The sequence below is a fragment of the Aromatoleum sp. genome (assembly GCF_032027225.1).
Lineage (GTDB): Bacteria > Pseudomonadota > Gammaproteobacteria > Burkholderiales > Rhodocyclaceae > Aromatoleum.
The window spans coordinates 48,697-67,864 of record NZ_JAVSMM010000006.1 but is presented as its reverse complement, the minus strand read 5'-3'; the positions used below and the strand labels follow the sequence as shown (position 1 = coordinate 67,864).

General features: G+C 70.4%; 20 protein-coding genes and 2 riboswitches. Of the genes, 7 read left to right on the top strand and 13 right to left on the bottom strand.

Annotation, left to right across the window (positions count from 1 at the left end):
• Positions 1-104: 104 nt before the first annotated feature.
• The 4 genes from cobC to cobU all read right to left on the bottom strand — a co-directional run bounded on the left by cobC (position 105) and on the right by cobU (position 3,142).
• A complete protein-coding gene (gene cobC, locus ROZ37_RS08815) occupies positions 105-656 on the bottom strand; it encodes an alpha-ribazole phosphatase family protein (protein ID WP_312658940.1) in 552 nt (183 codons plus the stop codon).
• On the bottom strand, positions 641-1,411 hold the full coding sequence (locus ROZ37_RS08810) for an adenosylcobinamide-GDP ribazoletransferase (RefSeq protein WP_312659092.1): 771 nt from the start codon (positions 1,409-1,411) through the stop codon (positions 641-643). Before ROZ37_RS08810 ends, cobC begins: the two co-directional genes overlap by 16 nt.
• Before the next feature lie 46 nt (positions 1,412-1,457).
• Positions 1,458-2,504, bottom strand: a complete 1,047-nt coding sequence (cobT, locus tag ROZ37_RS08805) for a nicotinate-nucleotide--dimethylbenzimidazole phosphoribosyltransferase (RefSeq protein WP_312658939.1) — start codon at positions 2,502-2,504, stop codon at positions 1,458-1,460.
• 92 nt (positions 2,505-2,596) lie between these two features.
• Positions 2,597-3,142 (bottom strand): bifunctional adenosylcobinamide kinase/adenosylcobinamide-phosphate guanylyltransferase, encoded by a 546-nt coding sequence (gene cobU, locus ROZ37_RS08800; protein ID WP_312658938.1) that lies wholly within the window; start codon positions 3,140-3,142, stop codon positions 2,597-2,599.
• Positions 3,143-3,218: 76 nt separating this feature from the next.
• A riboswitch (cobalamin riboswitch) is annotated at positions 3,219-3,458 on the top strand.
• 125 nt (positions 3,459-3,583) lie between these two features.
• On the opposite strand from cobU, the gene ROZ37_RS08795 reads away from it, so the two are divergent.
• The 7 genes from ROZ37_RS08795 (at position 3,584) to bluB (ending at position 11,505) form a co-directional block, all read left to right on the top strand.
• Complete coding sequence (locus ROZ37_RS08795) at positions 3,584-5,470, top strand: TonB-dependent receptor domain-containing protein (RefSeq protein WP_312658937.1); 1,887 nt, start codon at positions 3,584-3,586, stop codon at positions 5,468-5,470.
• 33 nt (positions 5,471-5,503) lie between these two features.
• Positions 5,504-6,484: an iron ABC transporter permease gene (locus tag ROZ37_RS08790; RefSeq protein WP_312658936.1), complete on the top strand. Its 981-nt coding sequence runs from the start codon at positions 5,504-5,506 to the stop codon at positions 6,482-6,484.
• A gap of 9 nt (positions 6,485-6,493) precedes the next feature.
• On the top strand, positions 6,494-7,330 hold the full coding sequence (locus tag ROZ37_RS08785; protein ID WP_312658935.1) for an ABC transporter ATP-binding protein: 837 nt from the start codon (positions 6,494-6,496) through the stop codon (positions 7,328-7,330).
• Positions 7,331-7,333: 3 nt separating this feature from the next.
• On the top strand, positions 7,334-7,951 hold the full coding sequence (gene cobO, locus ROZ37_RS08780) for a cob(I)yrinic acid a,c-diamide adenosyltransferase (protein WP_312658934.1): 618 nt from the start codon (positions 7,334-7,336) through the stop codon (positions 7,949-7,951).
• A 191-nt stretch (positions 7,952-8,142) separates the two neighbouring features.
• Positions 8,143-8,997, top strand: coding sequence for a uroporphyrinogen-III C-methyltransferase (cobA, locus tag ROZ37_RS08775; protein WP_312658933.1), 855 nt, complete (start codon positions 8,143-8,145; stop codon positions 8,995-8,997).
• Positions 8,998-9,079: 82 nt separating this feature from the next.
• Positions 9,080-10,387 carry a cobyrinate a,c-diamide synthase gene (locus ROZ37_RS08770; RefSeq protein ID WP_312658932.1) on the top strand — a complete coding sequence of 436 codons (1,308 nt, stop codon included), beginning with the start codon at positions 9,080-9,082 and terminating at the stop codon, positions 10,385-10,387.
• Positions 10,388-10,525: 138 nt separating this feature from the next.
• Positions 10,526-10,709: riboswitch (cobalamin riboswitch) on the top strand.
• Positions 10,710-10,755: 46 nt separating this feature from the next.
• Positions 10,756-11,505 (top strand): 5,6-dimethylbenzimidazole synthase, encoded by a 750-nt coding sequence (gene bluB, locus ROZ37_RS08765; RefSeq protein ID WP_312658931.1) that lies wholly within the window; start codon positions 10,756-10,758, stop codon positions 11,503-11,505.
• Between the two features lie 289 nt (positions 11,506-11,794).
• Here the strand turns inward: bluB and ROZ37_RS08760 are convergent, their stop codons facing one another.
• The 9 genes from ROZ37_RS08760 to ROZ37_RS08720 form a co-directional block, all read right to left on the bottom strand.
• On the bottom strand, positions 11,795-12,214 hold the full coding sequence (locus ROZ37_RS08760; RefSeq protein ID WP_312658930.1) for a ferredoxin: 420 nt from the start codon (positions 12,212-12,214) through the stop codon (positions 11,795-11,797).
• The gene (gene cobJ / locus ROZ37_RS08755) at positions 12,211-13,185 is read right to left on the bottom strand and encodes a precorrin-3B C(17)-methyltransferase (RefSeq protein WP_312658929.1); all 975 of its coding nucleotides are present in this window, start codon (positions 13,183-13,185) and stop codon (positions 12,211-12,213) included. Before cobJ ends, ROZ37_RS08760 begins: the two co-directional genes overlap by 4 nt.
• Before the next feature lie 277 nt (positions 13,186-13,462).
• The gene (locus ROZ37_RS08750; protein WP_312658928.1) at positions 13,463-14,239 is read right to left on the bottom strand and encodes a CbtA family protein; all 777 of its coding nucleotides are present in this window, start codon (positions 14,237-14,239) and stop codon (positions 13,463-13,465) included.
• 14 nt (positions 14,240-14,253) lie between these two features.
• Positions 14,254-14,439: a CbtB-domain containing protein gene (locus ROZ37_RS08745; protein ID WP_312658927.1), complete on the bottom strand. Its 186-nt coding sequence runs from the start codon at positions 14,437-14,439 to the stop codon at positions 14,254-14,256.
• Between the two features lie 40 nt (positions 14,440-14,479).
• On the bottom strand, positions 14,480-14,896 hold the full coding sequence (locus ROZ37_RS08740; RefSeq protein ID WP_312658925.1) for a cobalamin biosynthesis protein: 417 nt from the start codon (positions 14,894-14,896) through the stop codon (positions 14,480-14,482).
• Positions 14,893-15,666: a cobalamin biosynthesis central domain-containing protein gene (locus ROZ37_RS08735; protein ID WP_312658923.1), complete on the bottom strand. Its 774-nt coding sequence runs from the start codon at positions 15,664-15,666 to the stop codon at positions 14,893-14,895. The genes ROZ37_RS08740 and ROZ37_RS08735 overlap by 4 nt, the downstream gene beginning before the upstream one ends.
• A complete protein-coding gene (cobI, locus tag ROZ37_RS08730) occupies positions 15,663-16,469 on the bottom strand; it encodes a precorrin-2 C(20)-methyltransferase (RefSeq protein ID WP_312658922.1) in 807 nt (268 codons plus the stop codon). Before cobI ends, ROZ37_RS08735 begins: the two co-directional genes overlap by 4 nt.
• A 26-nt stretch (positions 16,470-16,495) precedes the next feature.
• The gene (gene cbiE, locus ROZ37_RS08725) at positions 16,496-17,920 is read right to left on the bottom strand and encodes a precorrin-6y C5,15-methyltransferase (decarboxylating) subunit CbiE (RefSeq protein WP_312658921.1); all 1,425 of its coding nucleotides are present in this window, start codon (positions 17,918-17,920) and stop codon (positions 16,496-16,498) included.
• On the bottom strand, positions 17,899-19,062 hold the full coding sequence (locus ROZ37_RS08720) for a cobalt-precorrin-5B (C(1))-methyltransferase (protein WP_312658920.1): 1,164 nt from the start codon (positions 19,060-19,062) through the stop codon (positions 17,899-17,901). Before ROZ37_RS08720 ends, cbiE begins: the two co-directional genes overlap by 22 nt.
• Between the last annotated feature and the right edge of the window lie 106 nt (positions 19,063-19,168).

Genomic DNA, 19,168 nt, shown 5'->3' with positions numbered 1-19,168 from the left:
TGCTCCCGCCCCGGCGGCGGCCCCGTGCTTGCCCTGCCGTACCACCCACGGCAGGCGTCCCGCCGGTGCGCCGAGGATCTGCCCGCGCGACGCCGGCGGACGGCTCAGCGGTTGAACCACTTCAGCGCGACGCCCCAGTCTTCGACGTCGAGCCGCGTGACGTGGCCGCACGCGAAATCGAGCGTCAGCCAGCGCTCGGGCGGCAGGCCGAGCAGCTGACCGGTGATCGCGCGCAGCGGGCCGCCATGCGCGACGACGACGACCGGCTCGGCGGACCCGCCGCCGACGACTTCGCCTAGCCATTCGTGCACGCGCGCCGCCATCTGCCGCGCGGACTCGCCGCCGGGCGCGGAGAAGTCGAGCGGCGCGTTCACCCACGCGTCCATCGCCGCGCCGATCTCGGCGTAGGGCCGCAGTTCCCATTCGCCGAAGTGCATCTCGCGGAGCCGGTCATCGAGGACCGGGGTGCCGAGTTCGGCGGCGAGCAGACGCGCGCGGACGAGTGGGCTCGCGTGCAGCGCATAGGCTGCCGGGAGCAGCGGCCGCAAGCGCGCGGCGACCGTCGCGACACATTCGGCGACGCCGACGTCGGACTGCCCGTAGCAGACACCCGCCGCGACGTCCGGGCGGGGGTGGCGGATCAGGTGAAGTTCCATGCGACGAGGATGCCGACATAACACGCGAGCTCGCTGCCCTGCTGCGCGGCGCCGAGGCAGTCGCCGGTGTAGCCGCCGAGGCGGCGCAGGAAGATGCGCGCGGCCCACGCGGTGGCGGCCAGCGTTGCGAGGAGCGCGGTCGCGGCTTCGAGCGGCGCGAGCAGCGCGAGCGGGACGAGGCCGAAGAGCGCCGCGATTGCGAGTTCCGCGGCCGACAGACGCCGCGCAAGCGGTTTCGACTTCGAACTCTCGTCCTCGCGGACGTACTCCATCGTGTGAATCAGGCTCGTCGATGCGAGCCGCGACAGCGGGTGCGCGACGAGCAGCGCGCCGACGACCGTCATGTCGCCCGCGCCGGCGAGCTCGATGAGCGCCGCAGCCTTCGCGAGCAGCATCAGCACGAGGCCGACCGTCCCGTAGCTGCCGATCCGCGAGTCCTTCATGATCGTCAGCGCCTGGGTCTTGTCCCAGCCGCCGCCGAGCCCGTCGCACGCGTCCGCCCAGCCGTCCTCGTGGAAGGCGCCGGTCGCACGGATCGTCACCGCCATCGAGATCAGCACCGCGAGCGTCGCCGGCAGGCTCTGAGCGAGCGCGAAGTAGCTCGCCGCCCCGATGCCGCCGACCAGCCAGCCGACGAGCGGAAAGTAGCGCGCCGCGTGATTGAGCCGCTCCGGCGACCATGGCACCCACGCCGGGACCGGCAGTCGGGTGAAGAAGCCGAGCGCGGTGAAGAAGAGTTCGAGCTGGTAGCGCAGCGCGTTCATCGGCTTGCGCGAGCGCGGCGCCATTCGTGTCGCGCGTTCATCGGCCCGACTCCAGCTGGTCGTCGATGCCCGCCGAGTCGAAGCTCGCCATCTCGTTGAGGAAATTCACCGCGGCCTGCACGAGCGGGAATGCGAGCGCGACGCCGGTGCCTTCGCCGAGGCGCAGGTCGAGATCCATCAGCGCTTCGACGCCGAGATGCTCGAGCTGGATCGCGTGGCCCAGCTCCTTCGAGCGGTGCGCGAACACGCAGTACGGCAGGATCTGCGGCGCGATCGCGTGCGCGACGATCAGCGCCGACGTGACGATGAAGCCGTCGATCAGCAGGATCATGCGTTTTTCCGCGGCGCCGAGCATCGCGCCGACCATCATCGCGATCTCGAAGCCGCCGTATTCGGCGAGCGCCGCGAGCGGGTCGGCAATGCGACCGCCGCGCGCGAGCGCTTGGCCGAGGAGCTTCTGCTTGCGGATCACGCCGGCGTCGTCGAGCCCGGTGCCGCGGCCCGTCACGGAATGCAGATCGGCGCCGGCGAGGCAGCAGGTCAGCAGCGTCGCCGACGCGGTGTTGCCGATCCCCATCTCGCCGAAGCCGACGAGATTGCAGCCATTGGCCGCGAGCGCATGAGCGAGCTCGCGCCCGCGGGCGATGGCCGTGCGGCACAGGTCGGCGCTCATCGCGGGCGCTTCGAGATAGTTCGCGGTGCCGTTCGCGACTTTTGCGTCGATGAGGCCGGGACGGCGGCCGAAATCATGATTGACGCCCGCGTCGACGATCGTCAGGTCGAGCCCCATCTGCCGGCAGAACACGTTGATCGCCGCGCCGCCCGCGAGAAAGTTCTCGACCATCTGCCACGTCACTTCCTGCGGGAACGCGGAGACCCCTGCGCGGGCCGCGCCGTGGTCGCCGGCGAAGATCGCGAGGTGCGGCTGGCGGATCTGCGGATTGAGCGTCTGCTGCGCGAGGCCGATCTGCAGCGCGAGCGCTTCGAGGCGCCCGAGCGCGCCCTGCGGCTTCGTCTTGCGGTCGATGCGGTGCTGCAGCGCGGCCGCGAGTTCGGTCTCGGGAGGGCGGATGTCGAAGTCCATCGGCGTGTGTGACGTTGTCCTGAAGGGCGGTGATGGTAGCACGGCGTCGCGGCACGCCTTTCCGTGCGTGCCGGTGGCGGGAAGCGCGCGGCTCAGCCCTTCAGCCTCAGCGGAAGCCCCGCCGCGACGAAGGTGACTTTCTCGCAGACCGCCGCGAGGGCCTGATTCATCCGTCCGGCTTCGTCGCGGAACAGCCGGCCGAGCGGCGTCTCCGGGACGAGGCCGAGGCCGACTTCGTTCGCGACCAGCAGGATCGGCCCCGGCAGTTGCGGCACGCAGTCGAGCAGCGCGGTGCGCTCGGCGAGGAAGCGCGGCAAGTGGTCCGCGGCGAGCGGCGCGGGCAGACCCTCGGCGCCCGCCATCAGGTTCATCAGCCACAGCGTCACGCAATCGACGATCACGCAGCGCCCTTCGTGCGCTTCTTCGCGCAGCGTCGGGGCCAGCGCGACGGGCGTCTCGACGACGCGCCACGCCGGCGGCCGGTCCTCGCGGTGGCGGCGAATGCGCTCGGCCATCTCGGCGTCGAGGGCTTCGGCGGTGGCGATGACGGTGACCGGCAGGCCGCTGTCGCGAGCGAGCGTTTCGGCGAGGCGGCTCTTGCCCGAGCGCGCGCCGCCGAGGATCAGGTGGGCGGACATGTCATGGCGATGCGCGCGGATTTCGCGCTGCAGGAAGTCGTGGAAAACGCTATTATCCGCGCCCGCATCCCGATTTCGGATGCGACGTGTTTCAGGTGCCCGAAGGCGAGTCTCGCCGGAAGGTTAAACGGGAAACAGGTGCGCGCGCGCTCGAAGCGCGACGCAATGCCTGTGCTGCCCCCGCAACGGTAAGTGGACGCAAGGCGCATCCAACCGCCACTGGACGACGAGTCCGGGAAGGCGATGCGACCGGTCCGGCGACGACACGCCGGCCAGCCCACGAGCCCGGATACCGGCCCGAACGCGAATTGGCTGAAGTGCCGCGGGGTGGCGGCGAAGCACGCTATTCCCGTGCTCGCATCGCGCTCCCCGATGCGGCGCTGACTCGTGAAACATCGCCACGGTAAGCGGGGACGCTGCCGAGGCACAGGGAGAATCCCGATGAACATCCACCTGTCCGCGACGACCGTCGCGGTCGCTGCTGCGTTTCCGTTTTTTCTGTCCACTCCCGCGTTGGCGGCGACCGAAGGCGAGACCCTCGTGGTGACGGCGACGCGAACGCCGACGCCGGTGAACGAGCTCTTGAGCGATCTGACGGTGCTGGAACGCGACGCCATCGAGCAGGCCGGCCAGTCGACGCTCGCCGAATTCCTCGCAAGCCAGGCCGGCGTCCAGTTTTCGCAGGCGGGAGGGCCCGGAACGCAGACGGGTATCTACCTTCGCGGGGGCGCTGCCGGCCATACGCTGATCCTGATCGACGGCATGCGGACCGGTTCCGCGACGCTCGGTGAGCCGTCGCCGCAGAACATTCCGCTCAGCCAGATCGAACGCATCGAAATTCTTCGCGGGCCGGCGAGCGCGCTGTACGGCAGCGACGCGATCGGCGGCGTCATCCAGATCTTCACGCGGCGCGGTGAAGCCGGTCCGGCCCGTCTGAACGCTTTTGCCGGCGTCGGCAGCTACGGTCTGCGCGAAACCTCGGTCGGCGTTTCGGGAGGCGACAGCCGGTGGATCTACAGCGTCTCGGGCGGATATGCCGAATCCGACGGGTTCAGCGCCAGGCGCAAGGCGGTTGCGGATCCGGATCACGACGGGCATCGCAACAGCAACTTCGCGGGAAGCGTTTCGTTCCGCCCGGCGGCGGGGCACGAGATCGGCGCATCGCTGCTCTATAGCGATACCCGGACGTGGTACGACAACAGTTTTTCCGCGACGCCTGCCGATATCCACAGCAATAGCGAGATCTCGACTCTCAGCGTCCATACCCGGAACCGGCTGACGGACAGCTGGGAGTCGACGCTGCGGCATGGTCGCTCGATCGACAAGGGGACCGACCGCTTCTCGGCCTTCTTGCCGGAGTCGAATTTCGAGACGATCCAGGACCAGACGGTGTGGCAGAACGACATCCGCCTGCCGGTCGGGCGCCTGTTGCTCGGCTACGAACATCTGAAGCAGCAGGTGGATACCGACCAGGAAATCGCAGTGGACGAGCGGACGACCGATTCCGTACTCGTGGGCTGGCAGGGCAGCTTCGGAAAGCACCGCTTGCAGGCAAACGCGAGGCACGACGACAACTCGGGTTTCGACGACAAGGCGACCGGGTCGATCGCATACGGGTATCAGCTCACCGAGCGGCTGCGCATGCATGCCTCCTACGGCACGTCCTTCTCGGCTCCGACCTTCAACGACCTCTATTGGCCGGAGGATGTTTGCCCGGCCGCGATCTGCGGCGAAACGTACATCACGCGCGGAAATCCGAATATCAAGCCGGAGGAAGGCCGTAACCGCGAACTCGCGATGCATTGGGAGGGCGAGTCGACGACCGCGTCGGTGACGTACTTCAACAACAAGGTCCGGAACCTGATCGACTGGCAATCCACGAGGCCCGTGCCGGGCGTCAACCTGCTGATGCCGGCCAATGTCAGCGCCGCGAAGCTGGAGGGCGTCAGCATGAGTGCGTCGTCCGAAGTGGGCGTCTGGCGCGCGTCCGCGACGCTGGATTTCCTCAGGGCCCGGGACGAGGAAACGGGAGACCATCTGCAACGCCGCGCTGATCGCAGCGCGACGTTACGGCTCGCACGTTCCTTCGGGGCTTTGTCGCTCGGCGGCGAAGTGCTCGCCAGCAGCTATCGTTACAGCAAGAACGCGAACATCGAACGGTTGAGCGGCTACGCGATCGCGAACGTGTTCGCGCGCTACGCAGTCGATCGCGACTGGTCGATCGAGGGGCGCGTGAATAACGTCTTCGACAAGGACTATGAGCTGATCAAGGACTACAACACGCCGCGCGCCAACGCCTTCATCGGCGTCCGCTACGCACCGAAGTAAGCCCGTACGGTTCCTATCCGGACACAACCGCCGATGCTCCGCTCGCTCCCGGCACTTCGCACGATAGCGGCCTTGCTGCTCGCGGGCGCGCTCGCGCTCGTCTGGGCGCTGTCGGCCGGCGAGCTGCCGATCGGCTTGTCCGACATCCTCTCGGCGCTCGCCGGCAGCGACGACGGGATGTCGGCGACCGTCGTGCGCGAGCTGCGCCTGCCGCGTGCGGTCGCGGTGTTCGCGTGCGGCGGGCTGCTCGCGATCGCCGGGGCGCTGATGCAGGTGCTGCTGCGCAATCCACTCGCGGACCCGTACGTGCTCGGGATCTCGGGCGGGGCGGCGGTCGGCGCGCTCGCGGCGATGCTGTTCGGGCTTGCGCCGTGGCTGGTCGACCTCGCGGCGTTCGCCGGGGCGCTCGGCGCGATGCTGCTGGTGTTCGGGCTCGCGCATGGCGACGGGTCGTGGACGCAGACGCGGCTGCTGCTGACGGGAGTCATCGTCGCCGCCGGCTGCGGCGCGGCGGTGACGCTGATGCTGTCGCTCGCGACCGACATGCGCCTGCAGTCGATGCTGTTCTGGCTGATGGGGGACGCGTCCGGCGCGTCGCGACCGTGGCCGGCGCTGGTGCTGATGGTCGTCGGGCTCGTCGCGGTGCTGCCGTTCGCGCGCGATCTCAACGTGCTCGCGCGCGGCGAACTCTCCGCTCGCGCGCTCGGCGTGCGCGTCGAGCGGCTGCGTTATCTGCTGTATCTGGTCGCGTCGCTGCTGACTGCGACCGCGGTGACGCTCGTCGGCTCGGTCGGCTTCGTCGGTCTGATCGTGCCGCACCTCGTGCGTTTCGCGATCGGCAACGACCAGCGCGTGCTGCTGCCGGCGTCGATGCTCGCCGGCGGCACGCTGCTGACGGTCGCGGACACCGCGGCGCGCATCGTCATCGCGCCGATGCAGTTGCCGGTCGGCGTGCTGACCGCGCTGATCGGCGTGCCGGTGTTCCTGTTCCTGCTGTCGCGGCATCCGCGCTGACGGGCAGCCATGACTGCGTTTCCGCCTCGCGCTTCCGTCGATGCCGCTCGCGCGGTCGAGTCTCCCGTCCGGGCCGGCGACGAGACCCTGCTCGAAGCCGACCGCCTCGCGCTGAAAGTCGGCGAGCGCTGGCTGTGCTGCGAGTTCAGCCTGCGTCTCGCGGCCGGCGAGTGCCTCGTGCTGCTGGGGCCGAACGGCGCCGGCAAGACGACGCTGCTGCATACGCTCGCCGGTCTGCGCGCGCCCTCGGTCGGGACGGTGCGGCTCGGCGGGCGGCCGTATGCGGACTGGGATCACCTCGCCGCGGCGCGCTTTCGCGGGCTGCTGCCGCAGCAGCAGCCGGACCACTTCTCGGCGACGGTGCTGCAGACGGCGCTCGTCGGCCGCCATCCGCATCTGGGGCGCTGGGGTTGGGAGAGCGACGACGACGTCGCGATCGCGCGCGCGGCGCTCACCGAAGTCGGGCTCGCCGACCTGGCCGAGCGCGACATCCTGAGTCTCTCCGGCGGCGAGCGGCAGCGCGTGTCGATCGCCGGGCTGCTGACGCAGGCGCCGCGGCTTTTCCTGCTCGATGAGCCGACGAATCACCTCGACCTGCATTACCAGGTCGCGACCCTCGAACTTTTCGCCCGGCTCGCGCGCCACGGGCGCGGCGTCGTGATGGTGCTGCACGACATCAACCTCGCGGCGCGCTTTGCCGACCACGTGATCCTGCTCGACGGACGCGGCGGCGTAACCGCCGGTTCGCGCGACGACGTGCTGCGGCCCGAGCGCCTGAGCCACGCTTACGACCACCCGATCCGCGGCGTCGACGTCGACGGGCGTATCGTCTTTCTTCCGGAGTGAGTCATGAACGAACCGATCGAAGACACGGACCGCGACGCGCGCCACGCGGCGCGAATGCAGCGCAAGAAGGCGGTCGTCGATGAAAAAATCGCCGCGGCGCAGATCGAACGCGGCGTGCTGCTGGTCAACACCGGCAACGGCAAGGGGAAATCGAGCGCGGCGTTCGGCGTCGTCGCCCGCGCGCTCGGCCACGGCATGAAAGTCGGCGTCGTGCAGTTCATCAAGGGACGGTCGGACACCGGCGAGGAGGCGTTCTTCCGCCGTCAGCCCGACGTCGCCTGGCACGTATCCGGCGAAGGCTTCACCTGGGACACGCAGGACCGCGCGCGCGACGTGGCGACGGCTGAAGCCGCCTGGGAGCAGGCCCGCGCGCTGCTGCGCGATCCGGCGATCGGCCTCGTCGTGCTCGACGAACTGAACGTCGCGCTGAAATACCGCTACCTCGACGTCGAGCGCGTGATCGCCGACCTCGCCGCGCGGCCCGTCGCGCAGCACGTCGTCGTCACCGGGCGCGCCGCGCCGCCGGAACTGCTCGCGGTTGCCGACACCGTCACCGAGATGGCGCTGGTGAAGCACGCGTTCATCGCCGGCGTGAAGGCGATGCCGGGCGTCGAGTTCTGAACTCGGCGAAACCGGAACGGCTGCGAGCGCACCGGCGGACGGCCGCGGAGCGGATGCCCGCGCGGTTCCGGTTTCTCCCGCGCCGAACGAGCACACCGCTGCGCCGGATCGGACGTTGCCCGCGCTGCGTTTCGCTGTTTGCCCCGGTTCGGGGGGCTTGACTGACACTGCAATGGAACCGAGAGAAAACGATGTCCCTTCCTGATGTTCCCGCGCCGCGCCCAGGGCCGTCCGCGGGCCACGTCTATCTCGTCGGCGCCGGCCCCGGCGACCCGGAACTGCTGACCTTGCGCGGCGCGCGCCTGATCGCGGGCGCCGATGCGGTCGTCTTCGACAACCTCGTCAGCCCGGTGATCGTCGACCTCGCGCCGCCGTCGGCCGAGCGGCATTACGTCGGCAAGAAGGCGTCCGACCACACGCTGCCGCAGGACGAGATCAACCGGCTGCTGGTGCGGCTCGCGGCCGAAGGCAAGCGGGTCGTGCGGCTCAAGGGCGGCGATCCGTTCATCTTCGGCCGCGGCGGCGAGGAGATGGAGGCGCTCGTCGCGGCCGGCGTCACCGTCGAGGTCGTGCCCGGCGTCACCGCCGCGGCGGGCATCGCCGCCTTCGCCGGCATTCCGCTGACGCACCGCGACCACGCGCGCTCGGTGATCTTCACGACCGGCTTCCTGAAGGACGGCGCGCTCGACCTCGACTGGCCGATGCTCGCACGGCCCGGCCAGACGCTAGTCGTCTACATGGGCATTTCGCGGCTCGCCGAGATCTGCCGCCAGCTGATCGAACACGGGCTGCCCGCGACGACGCCGGCGGGAGTCGTAGAGCGCGGCACGACTCAGGCGCAGCGCGTCGCGACCGGCACGCTCGCGACGCTCGCCGACGTGGTGCGTGACGCCGACATCCGGCCGCCGGCGCTGACGATCGTCGGCGACGTCGTCGGCCTGTACCCGCGGCTCGCGTGGTTCTCGCCCGAGACGGTCGAGCAGCCGCAGCACGCGCCGCATGTCGGCTGCACGGCGGTGCATCCGCAGGCGGAGCCGAAGTCATGACGTCCCGACGCTGTGCAACGTCCGGACGTGTGGGCCGGCTGCGAATCGATGCGCGCAGTCCCCTCCGCGGAGGGGCTCGCCGATGACGACCGGGACCGAATCGGGCGCGGCGTCCTGCCCGGCGCTGTTCGTTGCGGCGCCTGCGTCCGGCCAGGGCAAGACGACCGTCACCGCGGCGCTCGCGCGTCTGCACTCGCGGCAGGGAAGGCGGGTACGCGTGTTCAAGTGCGGTCCGGATTTCCTCGACCCGCAGATCCACGCGGTCGCGAGCGGTGCGCCGGTGTACAACGTCGACCTCGGCATGTGCGGCGAAGCGGACGGCGCATCGCGCCTCCATCGCGCGGCCGCGGATGCGGACCTCATCCTCGTCGAGGGCGTCATGGGGCTCTTCGACGGCGCGCCGTCGGGCGCCGACATCGCGCGCCGCTTCGGCTTGCCGGTGCTCGCGGTGATCGACGCGCGCGCGATGGCGCAGACTTTCGGCGCGATCGCGTACGGGCTCGCGCATTACGAGGCCGACCTGCCGTTCTCCGGCGTGCTCGCGAACCACGTCGGCAGCGCGCGTCACGCCGAGATGCTGCGCGCCGCGCTACCCGAAGGCATGCGCTGGTACGGCGCGATCGCGCGCGACCCGCAAGCGGCGCTGCCGGAGCGCCATCTCGGCCTGCTGCAGGCCGCCGAAATCGACGACCTCGTCGCGCGGCTGGACCGCATGGCGGATGCGCTCGCCGCGACCGGCGCGGCCGGCCTGCCGCCGCCGGTCGCGTTTCGCGCGGTGCCCGGGCCCGAAGTCGCACCCGCGCTCGCCGGTCGGACGATCGCGATTGCGCGCGACGCCGCGTACGGCTTCATCTATCCGGCGAATCTCGACACGCTCCGCGCGCTCGGCGCGACGTTCGCGTTCTTCTCGCCGCTCGCCGGCGAGCCGCTGCCCGCGTGCGACGCCGTCTGGCTGCCGGGCGGCTACCCGGAGCTGCATGCTCCCGCGATCGCGGGCAACGCGGCTTTCGTCCGCGACTTGCGCGCGCACGCCGCGGCTGGCAAGCCGGTGCTCGCCGAATGCGGCGGCATGATGAGCCTGTTCGAGGAGGTCGTCGACAAGGCCGGGCAGACGCACGCGTTCGTCGGCCTGCTGCCCGGACGCGCGGTGATGCATCCGCGGCTCGCCGCGCTCGGGATGCAGGTCGCCGAGTTGCCGGAAGGGCGGCTCACCGGCCACACCTTTCACTATTCGAAGTCGGACACCTCGCTGCAGCCGCTGCTGCGGGCGCAGACGCCCGACGGGCGCGAGGGCGAGGCGATCTACCGTCGCGACCGGCTCACCGCGTCGTATGTGCATTTCTATTTCCCGTCGAATCCCGCCGCGGTCGCCCGCTTGTTCGGCGCGTGACCCGGACCCCGCGGCGACGCGGAGTTCCGCAAGCGGAAGGCGATGGCGGGGGACGGTCGACGCGACCCCGGACGAGGAACGCGGACGCGAGGACCCGGAAGAACAAGGAAGAACCAGGAATAGCGGAAACGTCGAACAGCTTTTCAACCGTCTCGAGGTGCCCGCGCCAGCGGGAGAATCGGGAAGGCGGTGCGATTCCGCCACGTGCCCAGCGCCGTGATGAGGATCGTCCGGGCAGGCGTCAGCCACTGGCGAAAGCCGGGAAGGCGCCCGGACGAGTCGAGCCTCAGTCGGAAGACCGGCCTCGAGACTTGTAGGCAGCCGCCTGGACCGCGGCGCCCGACTGCTCCATCAGAAGGGGACTATCCATGAGCAGCTCCATGCAGGAACAGCAGCACCGGCCTTCGTTCAGCGACGACGAGAAAGCGGCCGTCTACCGCGCGATCTACACCCGGCGCGACGTGCGCGGCCAGTTCACGCCGCAGCCGATTCCGGACGACGTGCTCGCACGCGTGCTGAGCGCCGCGCACCATGCGCCGTCGGTCGGCTTCATGCAGCCGTGGGATTTCATCGTCGTGCGCTCGCCCGAGGTCAAGGGGCGGGTGCATGAGGCCTTCCGCAGCGCACACGCGGAAGCCGCGCTCATGTTCGAAGGCGACAAGCGCGATACCTATCGGAGCCTGAAGCTCGAGGGCATCCTCGAAGCGCCGGTGAACCTGTGCATCACCTGCGACCGCGACCGCAACGGGCCGGTCGTCGTCGGGCGCACGCATATCAAGACGATGGACGTCTACAGCAGCGTCTGCGCGGTGCAGAACCTGTGGCTCGCCGCGCGCGCCGAAGGCCTGGGCGTCGGCTGGGTCAGCATCTTCCACCAGGAGGCGTTGCGCGAAGCGCTCGGCATTCCGCGCAACATCGTGCCGATCGCGTACCTATGCATCGGCCACGTGAGCCATTTCTACCGCAAGCCGGAGCTCGAGTCCGCCGGCTGGATCGCACGCCGGCCGCTCGAAGAGCTGCTGCATTTCGACCGCTGGCAGGGGGCGGCGGAGGACTCCGCGTCCGCACTCGTCGAGTCGGTGCGCGAAGCGCAGGCGGCCGCCGGCGACATCCGCTGAGCGGACGGGCGCCGGGAATTGCGGCCGGCGCCTTCTGCATGAGACCCGGCGGCGCGACGATCGCTGTGGCATGACGCCGCTCGATACAACGACCAGCGGCGCAACACCACCCGGCACGACGAGCAGCCGGCGCAACGACCAGCGGGCGCAACGCCGGCCCCTCGCGACGGCCAGCGGCATGACGGCCCGCGGCATGACGACCCGCGGGAGATCCGCAGGGGCGCGCCCTGTTCCCGTTTCACCCGTGATGCTGGCGGGTCACCGCCGCAAAAAAGGGGGAAAGAGAGCGTCAGGCGGAGGTGGGCGTTGCCTCCCGGTCGTTCTCGCCCCGGCCGGGGCCGCGGTGGAAGATCAGGTCCTCGACCGGCTCGCCGCCGACGAGGTGCCGATCGACGATGCGCTGCATGTTCTCCGGCGTGGCGTTGTAGTACCAGACCCCGTCGGGCTGCACGCAGACGAGCGGCCCGCCCTTGCAGGCGGCGAAGCAGGACACGCGGGTGCGCTTGACGCGCAGCTCACCTTTATCGAGGCCGGCCGCCTTGAAGGTGTCGCCGAGGCTGTCGAAGAGCGCCTGCGCGTCGCCGTTCTGCGTGCAGCGCGGCCCGGTGCACACCAGCAGGTGGCGGCGGTAGGTGCCGAGTCTCGGCTTGTCCAGCGGGGCGGCTGGAATGTCCGGCGGGCCCTGCGGCCGATCCGGCTGCGCGCTCACGCCACGGCCTCGTCCGTGTCCGCGGGTTCGTCGTCGCTGCTGTCGGCGAGCGCTGCGGCGATGTAGGCGACGGGCAGGCCGTGGCGGCGCGCGAGTTCCTCGACGCTCTCGCCGCTCTCGCGCAGGCTTTCGAGCCAGCCGAGGAGGCCGGTCGACAGCGAACGGCCGGCCTTTTCACCGTCGCGCGTCGTACCCGATTCGACGTCGTATTTGTTCGCGTAGCCGCGCGGCGTGACCATCAGGCCGTCGCGCACGAAGGTGTTGGAGTTGCCGATCAGCACCGTGCTCAGCATGCCGATGTCGCATTCGGTCATCTTTTCGAGCGTCGTGAATTCGATGCGCTGCTTCGGGCGATAGGCGGACTTGACGATCGCGACCGGCGTGTCGGGGCGGCGGTGCGCGAGGAAGAGGCGCTGCGCTTCGAGGATCTGGCGCGCGCGGCGGCCGCTCTTCGGGTTGTACAGCGCGACGACGAAATCGGCGGCGGCCGCAGCGTGGAGGCGGCGCGCGATCGCGGGCCACGGCGTGAGGAGATCCGAGAGCGAGATCGCGCAGAAGTCATGCGTCAGCGGCGCGCCGACCAGCGCCGCGCAGGTGTTGAGCGCGGAGGCGCCGGGGATGATCTCGACTTCGATGTCGCCCGGTCGGCCGGTGGGGGGCGTCCAGCCCGCCTGGAACAGCACGTCGAAGGTCGGTCCGGCCATGCCATAGACGCCCGCATCGCCCGACGAGATCAGCGCGACCTTCTTCCCCTGCTTCGCGCGATCGAGCGCTTCGATCGCGCGGTCGAGCTCCTCGGTCATCGACTTCTTGACCACTTCCTTGCCTTCGACGAGGTCGGCGACGAGGCGAATGTAGGTGACGTAGCCGATGATGGTGTCGGCCTCGGCGATCGCAGCGCGCGCGCGCCCGCTCATGTGCTCGACGCTGCCCGGGCCGAGCCCGACCAGCATGATTTTTCCGGTGGTCATGTGTTTGTTCTCGTTGGGGTTGGGTCGCCTCAAGGGCGAAAAAGGGAGTTGCGGTGCAGGCCGACGCGAAATGCCTTGCGCCGGGTGTTGCCGGCGGAGGCGGTAGGCGGCGGGTAAGGCCTGCGACCCCGTTCGGCCCAAAAAGGCGGACGGGCACGTGGCGCGTACCCGCGACGTCTTACCGCCCGACCGGACCGCGTCGGTAGGGCGGAAAAGCGCAGCGCCTTCCGCCACCCGACGCCGGTAGACGAGCTCCGCGGCGGATGACGGCCGCCGCTCATCCACCGTACGAATCCCACGCGTACGAACGGGCGAGCGCCGGCCGCACCCAGCGGCCGACCGCCCAGCCCGACAGCGTGCCGAGCGCGAGCCACTGCACGGCGGTGACGATCGTCGTCGCGAGCGCGAAGGGGCCGGTGAGAGCCTGCATCTGCGTGGCGATGTCGGCGTCGTAACCGGCGAACGGTCCGCCCGCAAGATGCGGAGCGCCGACGGCAAACGGCAGCGCGAGCACCGCGAGGCCCGCCCAGCGCAGCGGACCGCGGACGAAGGCGAGGAGCGCGAGGCCCGCCGCGCCGCTGCCCGCGACGAGCAGCCACCACGCCTGCCGGTCCGCGAGCGGCGCCGCGCCGCTGCCCGGCAGCTCCGGTGGAAGGCCCAGCGCCGGCAGCGCGAAGACGCACAGCCATCCCGCCGCGCCCCATGGCAGACCGCTGCGCGCCGACGCCAGCGCGCGGCCGCGCACGTGTTCCCAGCTCGTGATCGCCGCGACCAGCACGAGGCCGAAGCCGGTCGCGGTGAGCACGTTCGCGAGCGCGGTCCACAGATGCCGCCCGGTGTCGGATGCCGGTTCGGTCTGGCCGTGGGCCGGCGCGTCGCCGTCGGCGTGAGCGTGCGAGGCGGCCGCCATTTCTTCGACCGCCGGGCCCGATCCTTCCAATACTTCGGCCGCGGCGATGATCGGGATCACCTGCCAGTGCTGCACGGCGCTCGTCAGCAGGCCGGCGAGCACGCCGACCAGCAGCGCGCACAGGACGATACGGCGGAACAGCATCTGGGGCTCCGCGCTCAGTGGCAGGGGAAGACGTTCGCGTGGCGCGAGTCGTGCGCCGCGTTGTGGGCTGCCGCGATGTGGCTGAAGCCCACGCCATGAATGATCACGGCGCCGAGCAGCGCGGCCGTGACGACCGGCAGCGCGATTGCGAGCAGGACGCTCTTAGGGCGGGCGATGTGCAGGGTGGCTTGCTGTTGCATGGTAGTTCTCCTTTTTCGATGGGTGTGACAGCGTTGAAAATCAGTTCGATGCCGGCATCCGGGCGATGGACACGGTGGCGTTGCGGCCGTCCGGGCCGCGCAGCTTGTGTTTTTCCACGACCAGATGCGTGAGGTCGGCGCCGGCCGCGAGCAGGGCGGCGGCTTCCGACACCGACGGCGTGCCGGTGTAGCGGCGCACCGTCTCGGACGGGTTCGGCACGTCGACGGCGGCGAGCGTCGCAGCGGGGTGGAAGACGATGGTCCAGCCGTGGTGCGCGGCAACTGCGAGCAGCCCGGCTTCGTCCGCCTTGAGGTCGATGCTGGAGACCGCGCCGACATCGGCGAGGCGGGCTCCTGCCTGCGCGAGCGCCTCATCGATCGCCCGCGCGATCGTCTCAGCCGGCGTGCCGCGGTCGCAGCCGAGGCCGAGGGCGACGACGTGGGGTGACGGGCTCACGCGGCCTCCTGCGGCGGACGGTAGATCACGCGGCGGCCTTTGAGGCGCTCGGCCCAGCCGGCGGGAAGCGGGCGATGGCTGATCCACAGCACCGCGCCGAATTGGGTCGGATCGACGTCCTCGAGCCGCTCGAAGCGTTTGAGGTTTGCGGGCAGCGGACCGCTGCGGCCGTTCGCGTGGCGCGCCCACCAGTCGTGGCTGCCGGCTTCCTGCACGAGCGCGACCGGCTCGTCGTTCACGACCGCGGCGCTCGCGCGTACGATCTCGTCGTGGCTCGCGTCGAAGCTCCAGCCGAGTTCGCGGCCGAGGAGGTCGACGGCGAGCGTTTCGCGTGCATCCGATGCGGTCGTCAGGACCGGCTGCGCACCGAGCGCCGCGGCGAGCACACCCGCGAGCGCGTTCGCGCCGCCGAGGTGCCCGGAAAGCACGGGGATCGCGTAACGCCCGCCCTCGTCGAGGACGACGACGCCCGGGTCCTGCGCCTTGTCCTTCAGATGCGGCGCGATCAGGCGTACGACCGCGCCGAGCGAGACGATCGCGACGATGCCGTCGAAGCCTGCGAAGAGCGCCGGGATCTGGTCGCCGGTCTTGCCGCTGTAGCAGCTTGCGGCACCCGGCGCGGCGGCTTCCGCCTCGGTGCGGAATTTCTCGGGCGCGAAGAGTTGCGCGCCGGGAATCGTCGCGACGACGCGGCCGGCGAGCGCGATCCCGTGCTTCGTGATCGACACGACCGCGACGCGGTTGTCGGGGAAGGGCAGCTGGGCGTTCATGCCGCGGTCTCGGTCGTCGACTCGGCGCTGGCCCGCTTGCGGCAGCCGCGACGCAGCTCGCCACGCGCGCGCTTCGGGTTCTGCACCAGCAGCAGCGACAGGTAATTGACCTTCTCGCCGCGCAGGCTCGCGATGTCCATGACGACGCGCTCCTCGGGCGAGCCGACCTTCTCGACGAAGCAGCTCGTCGCGAGCAGGTCGCGCGCTGCGAGCAGATCCAGCACTTCGTCGAGCAGCGGCTTCACCTTCATCAGCACCAGCGTGTCGAACTCGTCGAGCAGGTGGTCGATCACCGACACGCCGTAGGCCGCCGGGATCACCGCGACCGTTTCGTCTTCCTCGGCGAGCGCGATGTCGGCGCACGCGGCGGCGGCGGCGAAGGAGCTGACGCCGGGAATGGTCTCGACGCGGACCTCCGGCGCCAGCTCGCGCACCGCGCGGGCGAGGTGGCGGAAGGTCGAATAGGTCGACGCGTCGCCCTCGACGAGGAAGGCGACGTCGCGCCCTTCGGCGAGGAGCTCCGCGGTTTGGGCGGCGGCGCGCGCCCACGCTTTCGCGAGGGCGGCGGCGTCGCGCGTCATCGGGAATACCAGCTCGACCGCGTCCGCCGGCACATCGAGGTCGGCGCGCACGACGATGTCGAGCGCGTAGGAGCGTTCCTCGGCTTTCTTCACCGGATAGGTCCAGCGCGCACCCGACTGCAGCGCGGTCCAGCCGCGGCGCGTGATCAGGTCGGGATCGCCGGGGCCGAGCGAGACGCCGATCAGGCGGCCGTAGCGGGGCGGGGGGAGTTCATTGTTCATTCTTGTTCTCTGTCGATGATGCGGAATCAATTACCGTTCGGGCCGAGCTTGTCGGAACCCTGCGATTGCCCTTCGACAGGCCTGTCCTGAGCGCAGTCGAAGGGCTCAGGGCGAACGGTGGAGGGGGCGGGCAGGGGCTTGCGTGCACTGACGATCCACACCGGGTTCTGTGCGGCGAGGCGGTGCATGTCGAGGATCGGCTGGCTGCGCGCGGCCGACAGCATCGTCACCTCCCACCCGGCGCCGGCGGCAGCGAGCGCGGCGGTCGCGGTCGCGAGGTTCTCGAGCGTGACGAAGTTCATCACGAGGCGACCGTGTGGGCGCAGCCGGTCGAGGCACAGCCGGATCAGCGACGCAAGCTCGCCGCCCGAGCCGCCGATGAAGACCGCGTCCGGATCCGGCCACTGGTCGAGACCCTCCGGCGCCCTGCCTTCGGTCAGCGTGTAGTTCGTCGCCCGCAGACGGCCGGCGTTTTCGCGTGCATTCGCCGCGTCGCCGGCGTTTTTCTCGATCGCCCAGACGTGGCCGAGCCGCGCGACGCGCGACGCTTCGAGCCCGACCGAGCCGGAACCGGCGCCGATGTCCCACACGACGCTGTCCGCGTGCAGCCCGAGCTTCGCGAGCGACACCGCGCGCGCTTCGAGCTTCGTGATCAGCCCCTTCTCGGGCTGGCGCTGTACGTAGGCCGCGTCTTCCAGGCCGAACAGCGGAAAATCCGGAGGCAGATCGGCGCCTGCGGGAATGACTGCGGCAGTCCCTGGTTTCGCAATCCGGTCGATGACGACGACGTTGGGGTCGGGGAAGCGGCGTGCGGCGGCGTCCGCGAGCGTGAGGTCGGCGAAGATCGCCTCGTCGGACAGGCACAGGCGCGCCGCGACCGAGATGCGCGCGTCGTCGGCGTAACCGGCGGCGAGGAGCGCGCGCGCGATGCGGTCGGGGCTGTTCGCCGGGCCCGTGAAGGCGGCGACGCGCGAGTGTTCGGCGACCGCACGGACGATGCCGTAGAGGCCGTGTCCGGGCGTCGCACCGTCGAACCATTCGCCGGCGTCGGCACCGTGGCAGGAGCGGATTGCCGCGTCCTGCCAGGTCTTATTGAGCCGCGCGCAGGCGAGCGCGACCGTCGAAGGGGCCGGCAGCACTTCGATCACGCCCGCTCCCAGCTTGTCGACGAGGAAGCGCGCAATTCCATGGCACAGCGGATCGCCGGTCGCGAGCACGGTCACCGGCAGGCGGTCGGCGAGCGCGGCGCGCACCCATTCGGGCGTCTTGCCGAGCGCGCCGTCCATGTCGCGCAGCTCGACCTCGCCGCCGAGATGCGGCGCGACGAGATCGAGCGTGCGGCGTGCGCCGATGACGACGCGGCTCGCGGCAAGGCGCGCGCGGCCGGCCGCCGATAGCCCCTCCCAGCCGTCGTCGAGAATGCCCAGGATCAGGCAGCGCAGGTCGGACATTCGGATTCCTCCACGGTGACGATGGGCACGCCTTCGAAGTTGAACGCGAGCACGGTCAGGCGGTGCGGGCCGGGATAGCGTTCGCGCAAGGTACGGATCGCGCGCAACGCGAGCGCGCGGTGGAAGGGCACGGTGAGCCCCAGTTCGGCGAGGCTTTCGGCGGCGAAGCGAGCGGTCTCGGCGGCGCGGATCTGCTCGACGACGTCGGGCGGCGCGCCCGCTTCGATCGCGGCGTCGGCAATCAGCGCGCGGTCGATTTCCGCGCGCCACGCGTGCGTCACCGACAGACCTTGCGCGATCTTGGTCAACTTGCCGACCATCGCGCCGAGCACGATGTGGCGCATGCCGAGCTTGACCGCGGTGGTGAAGGCGGCCTTGACGAAGTCGCCGAACTCGACGAAACAGGCTTCGTCGAGTTCGGGGAACACGCGCATCGCGCCTTTCTCGGTGCGCCCGCCGGTGGTCAGCACCACCGTGGTCTGACCCTGGGCGGCGGCGACTTCGATCGCCTGCACCACGCTCGCCCGCCAGGCGGCCGTGGAGAACGGACGCACGATGCCGGTGGTGCCGAGGATGCTGATGCCGCCGACTATGCCGAGGCGCGCATTGAGCGTCTTCTTCGCCATCTCCTCGCCGCCCGGCACCGAGATCGTCACCTCCAGGTTGTCGCCCGCGGCGAGGATCGCAGCACCGGCACGCGCGACGTTCTCGCAGATGTTCTTGCGCGGCACCGGGTTGATCGCCGGGCCGCCGACTTCGAGCCCGAGCCCCGGCTTGGTGACGACACCGACGCCGGGGCCGCCTTTCAGGATCACTTCGCCGCCGCCGTCGCGGATGCGCGTCACGTCGACGGTCAGGTGCGCCTTGTCGGTCGCGTCCGGGTCGTCGCCCGCGTCCTTGATGCTCACCGCGTGCGCGCAATCGCCTTCGACGCGCCCGTCGGTGATGCGGAAAGTCACGCGCGTCGTGTTCGGCAGCACGCATTCGATCTCGGCCGGCACTTCGCCGCGGACGAGGCCGAGCGTCGCCGCAGCCGCCGCGGCGGCCGAGTTCGCGCCGGTCGTGAAACCCGTGCGGTTGCCGCGCGCGCGCTTCGCGTCGCCCTTGCGTACCTTCTCCGGCAGGGAGTGGCCTGCTGCCATCGCTACGCCTATTGACCCTGCTGCGGCCAAACGCCGTTCTGGCTGAGCCGGTCGGAGCCCGTCCTGTGCCCTGCGACGGCTTCAGGACGAACGGACCTGTGGGATG

Bases quoted from the DNA above. Each gene is read 5' to 3' on its own strand.
- cobC (WP_312658940.1), bottom strand. From the start codon at position 656: ATGGAACTTCACCTGATCCGCCACCCCCGCCCGGACGTCGCGGCGGGT.
- cobT (WP_312658939.1), bottom strand. From the start codon at position 2,504: ATGGACTTCGACATCCGCCCTCCCGAGACCGAACTCGCGGCCGCGCTG.
- cobU (WP_312658938.1), bottom strand. From the start codon at position 3,142: ATGTCCGCCCACCTGATCCTCGGCGGCGCGCGCTCGGGCAAGAGCCGC.
- ROZ37_RS08795 (WP_312658937.1), top strand. From the start codon at position 3,584: ATGAACATCCACCTGTCCGCGACGACCGTCGCGGTCGCTGCTGCGTTT.
- ROZ37_RS08790 (WP_312658936.1), top strand. From the start codon at position 5,504: ATGCTCCGCTCGCTCCCGGCACTTCGCACGATAGCGGCCTTGCTGCTC.
- ROZ37_RS08785 (WP_312658935.1), top strand. From the start codon at position 6,494: ATGACTGCGTTTCCGCCTCGCGCTTCCGTCGATGCCGCTCGCGCGGTC.
- cobO (WP_312658934.1), top strand. From the start codon at position 7,334: ATGAACGAACCGATCGAAGACACGGACCGCGACGCGCGCCACGCGGCG.
- cobA (WP_312658933.1), top strand. From the start codon at position 8,143: ATGTCCCTTCCTGATGTTCCCGCGCCGCGCCCAGGGCCGTCCGCGGGC.
- ROZ37_RS08770 (WP_312658932.1), top strand. From the start codon at position 9,080: ATGACGACCGGGACCGAATCGGGCGCGGCGTCCTGCCCGGCGCTGTTC.
- bluB (WP_312658931.1), top strand. From the start codon at position 10,756: ATGAGCAGCTCCATGCAGGAACAGCAGCACCGGCCTTCGTTCAGCGAC.
- cobJ (WP_312658929.1), bottom strand. From the start codon at position 13,185: ATGACCACCGGAAAAATCATGCTGGTCGGGCTCGGCCCGGGCAGCGTC.
- ROZ37_RS08750 (WP_312658928.1), bottom strand. From the start codon at position 14,239: ATGCTGTTCCGCCGTATCGTCCTGTGCGCGCTGCTGGTCGGCGTGCTC.
- ROZ37_RS08745 (WP_312658927.1), bottom strand. From the start codon at position 14,439: ATGCAACAGCAAGCCACCCTGCACATCGCCCGCCCTAAGAGCGTCCTG.
- ROZ37_RS08735 (WP_312658923.1), bottom strand. From the start codon at position 15,666: ATGAACGCCCAGCTGCCCTTCCCCGACAACCGCGTCGCGGTCGTGTCG.
- cobI (WP_312658922.1), bottom strand. From the start codon at position 16,469: ATGAACAATGAACTCCCCCCGCCCCGCTACGGCCGCCTGATCGGCGTC.
- cbiE (WP_312658921.1), bottom strand. From the start codon at position 17,920: ATGTCCGACCTGCGCTGCCTGATCCTGGGCATTCTCGACGACGGCTGG.
- ROZ37_RS08720 (WP_312658920.1), bottom strand. From the start codon at position 19,062: ATGGCAGCAGGCCACTCCCTGCCGGAGAAGGTACGCAAGGGCGACGCG.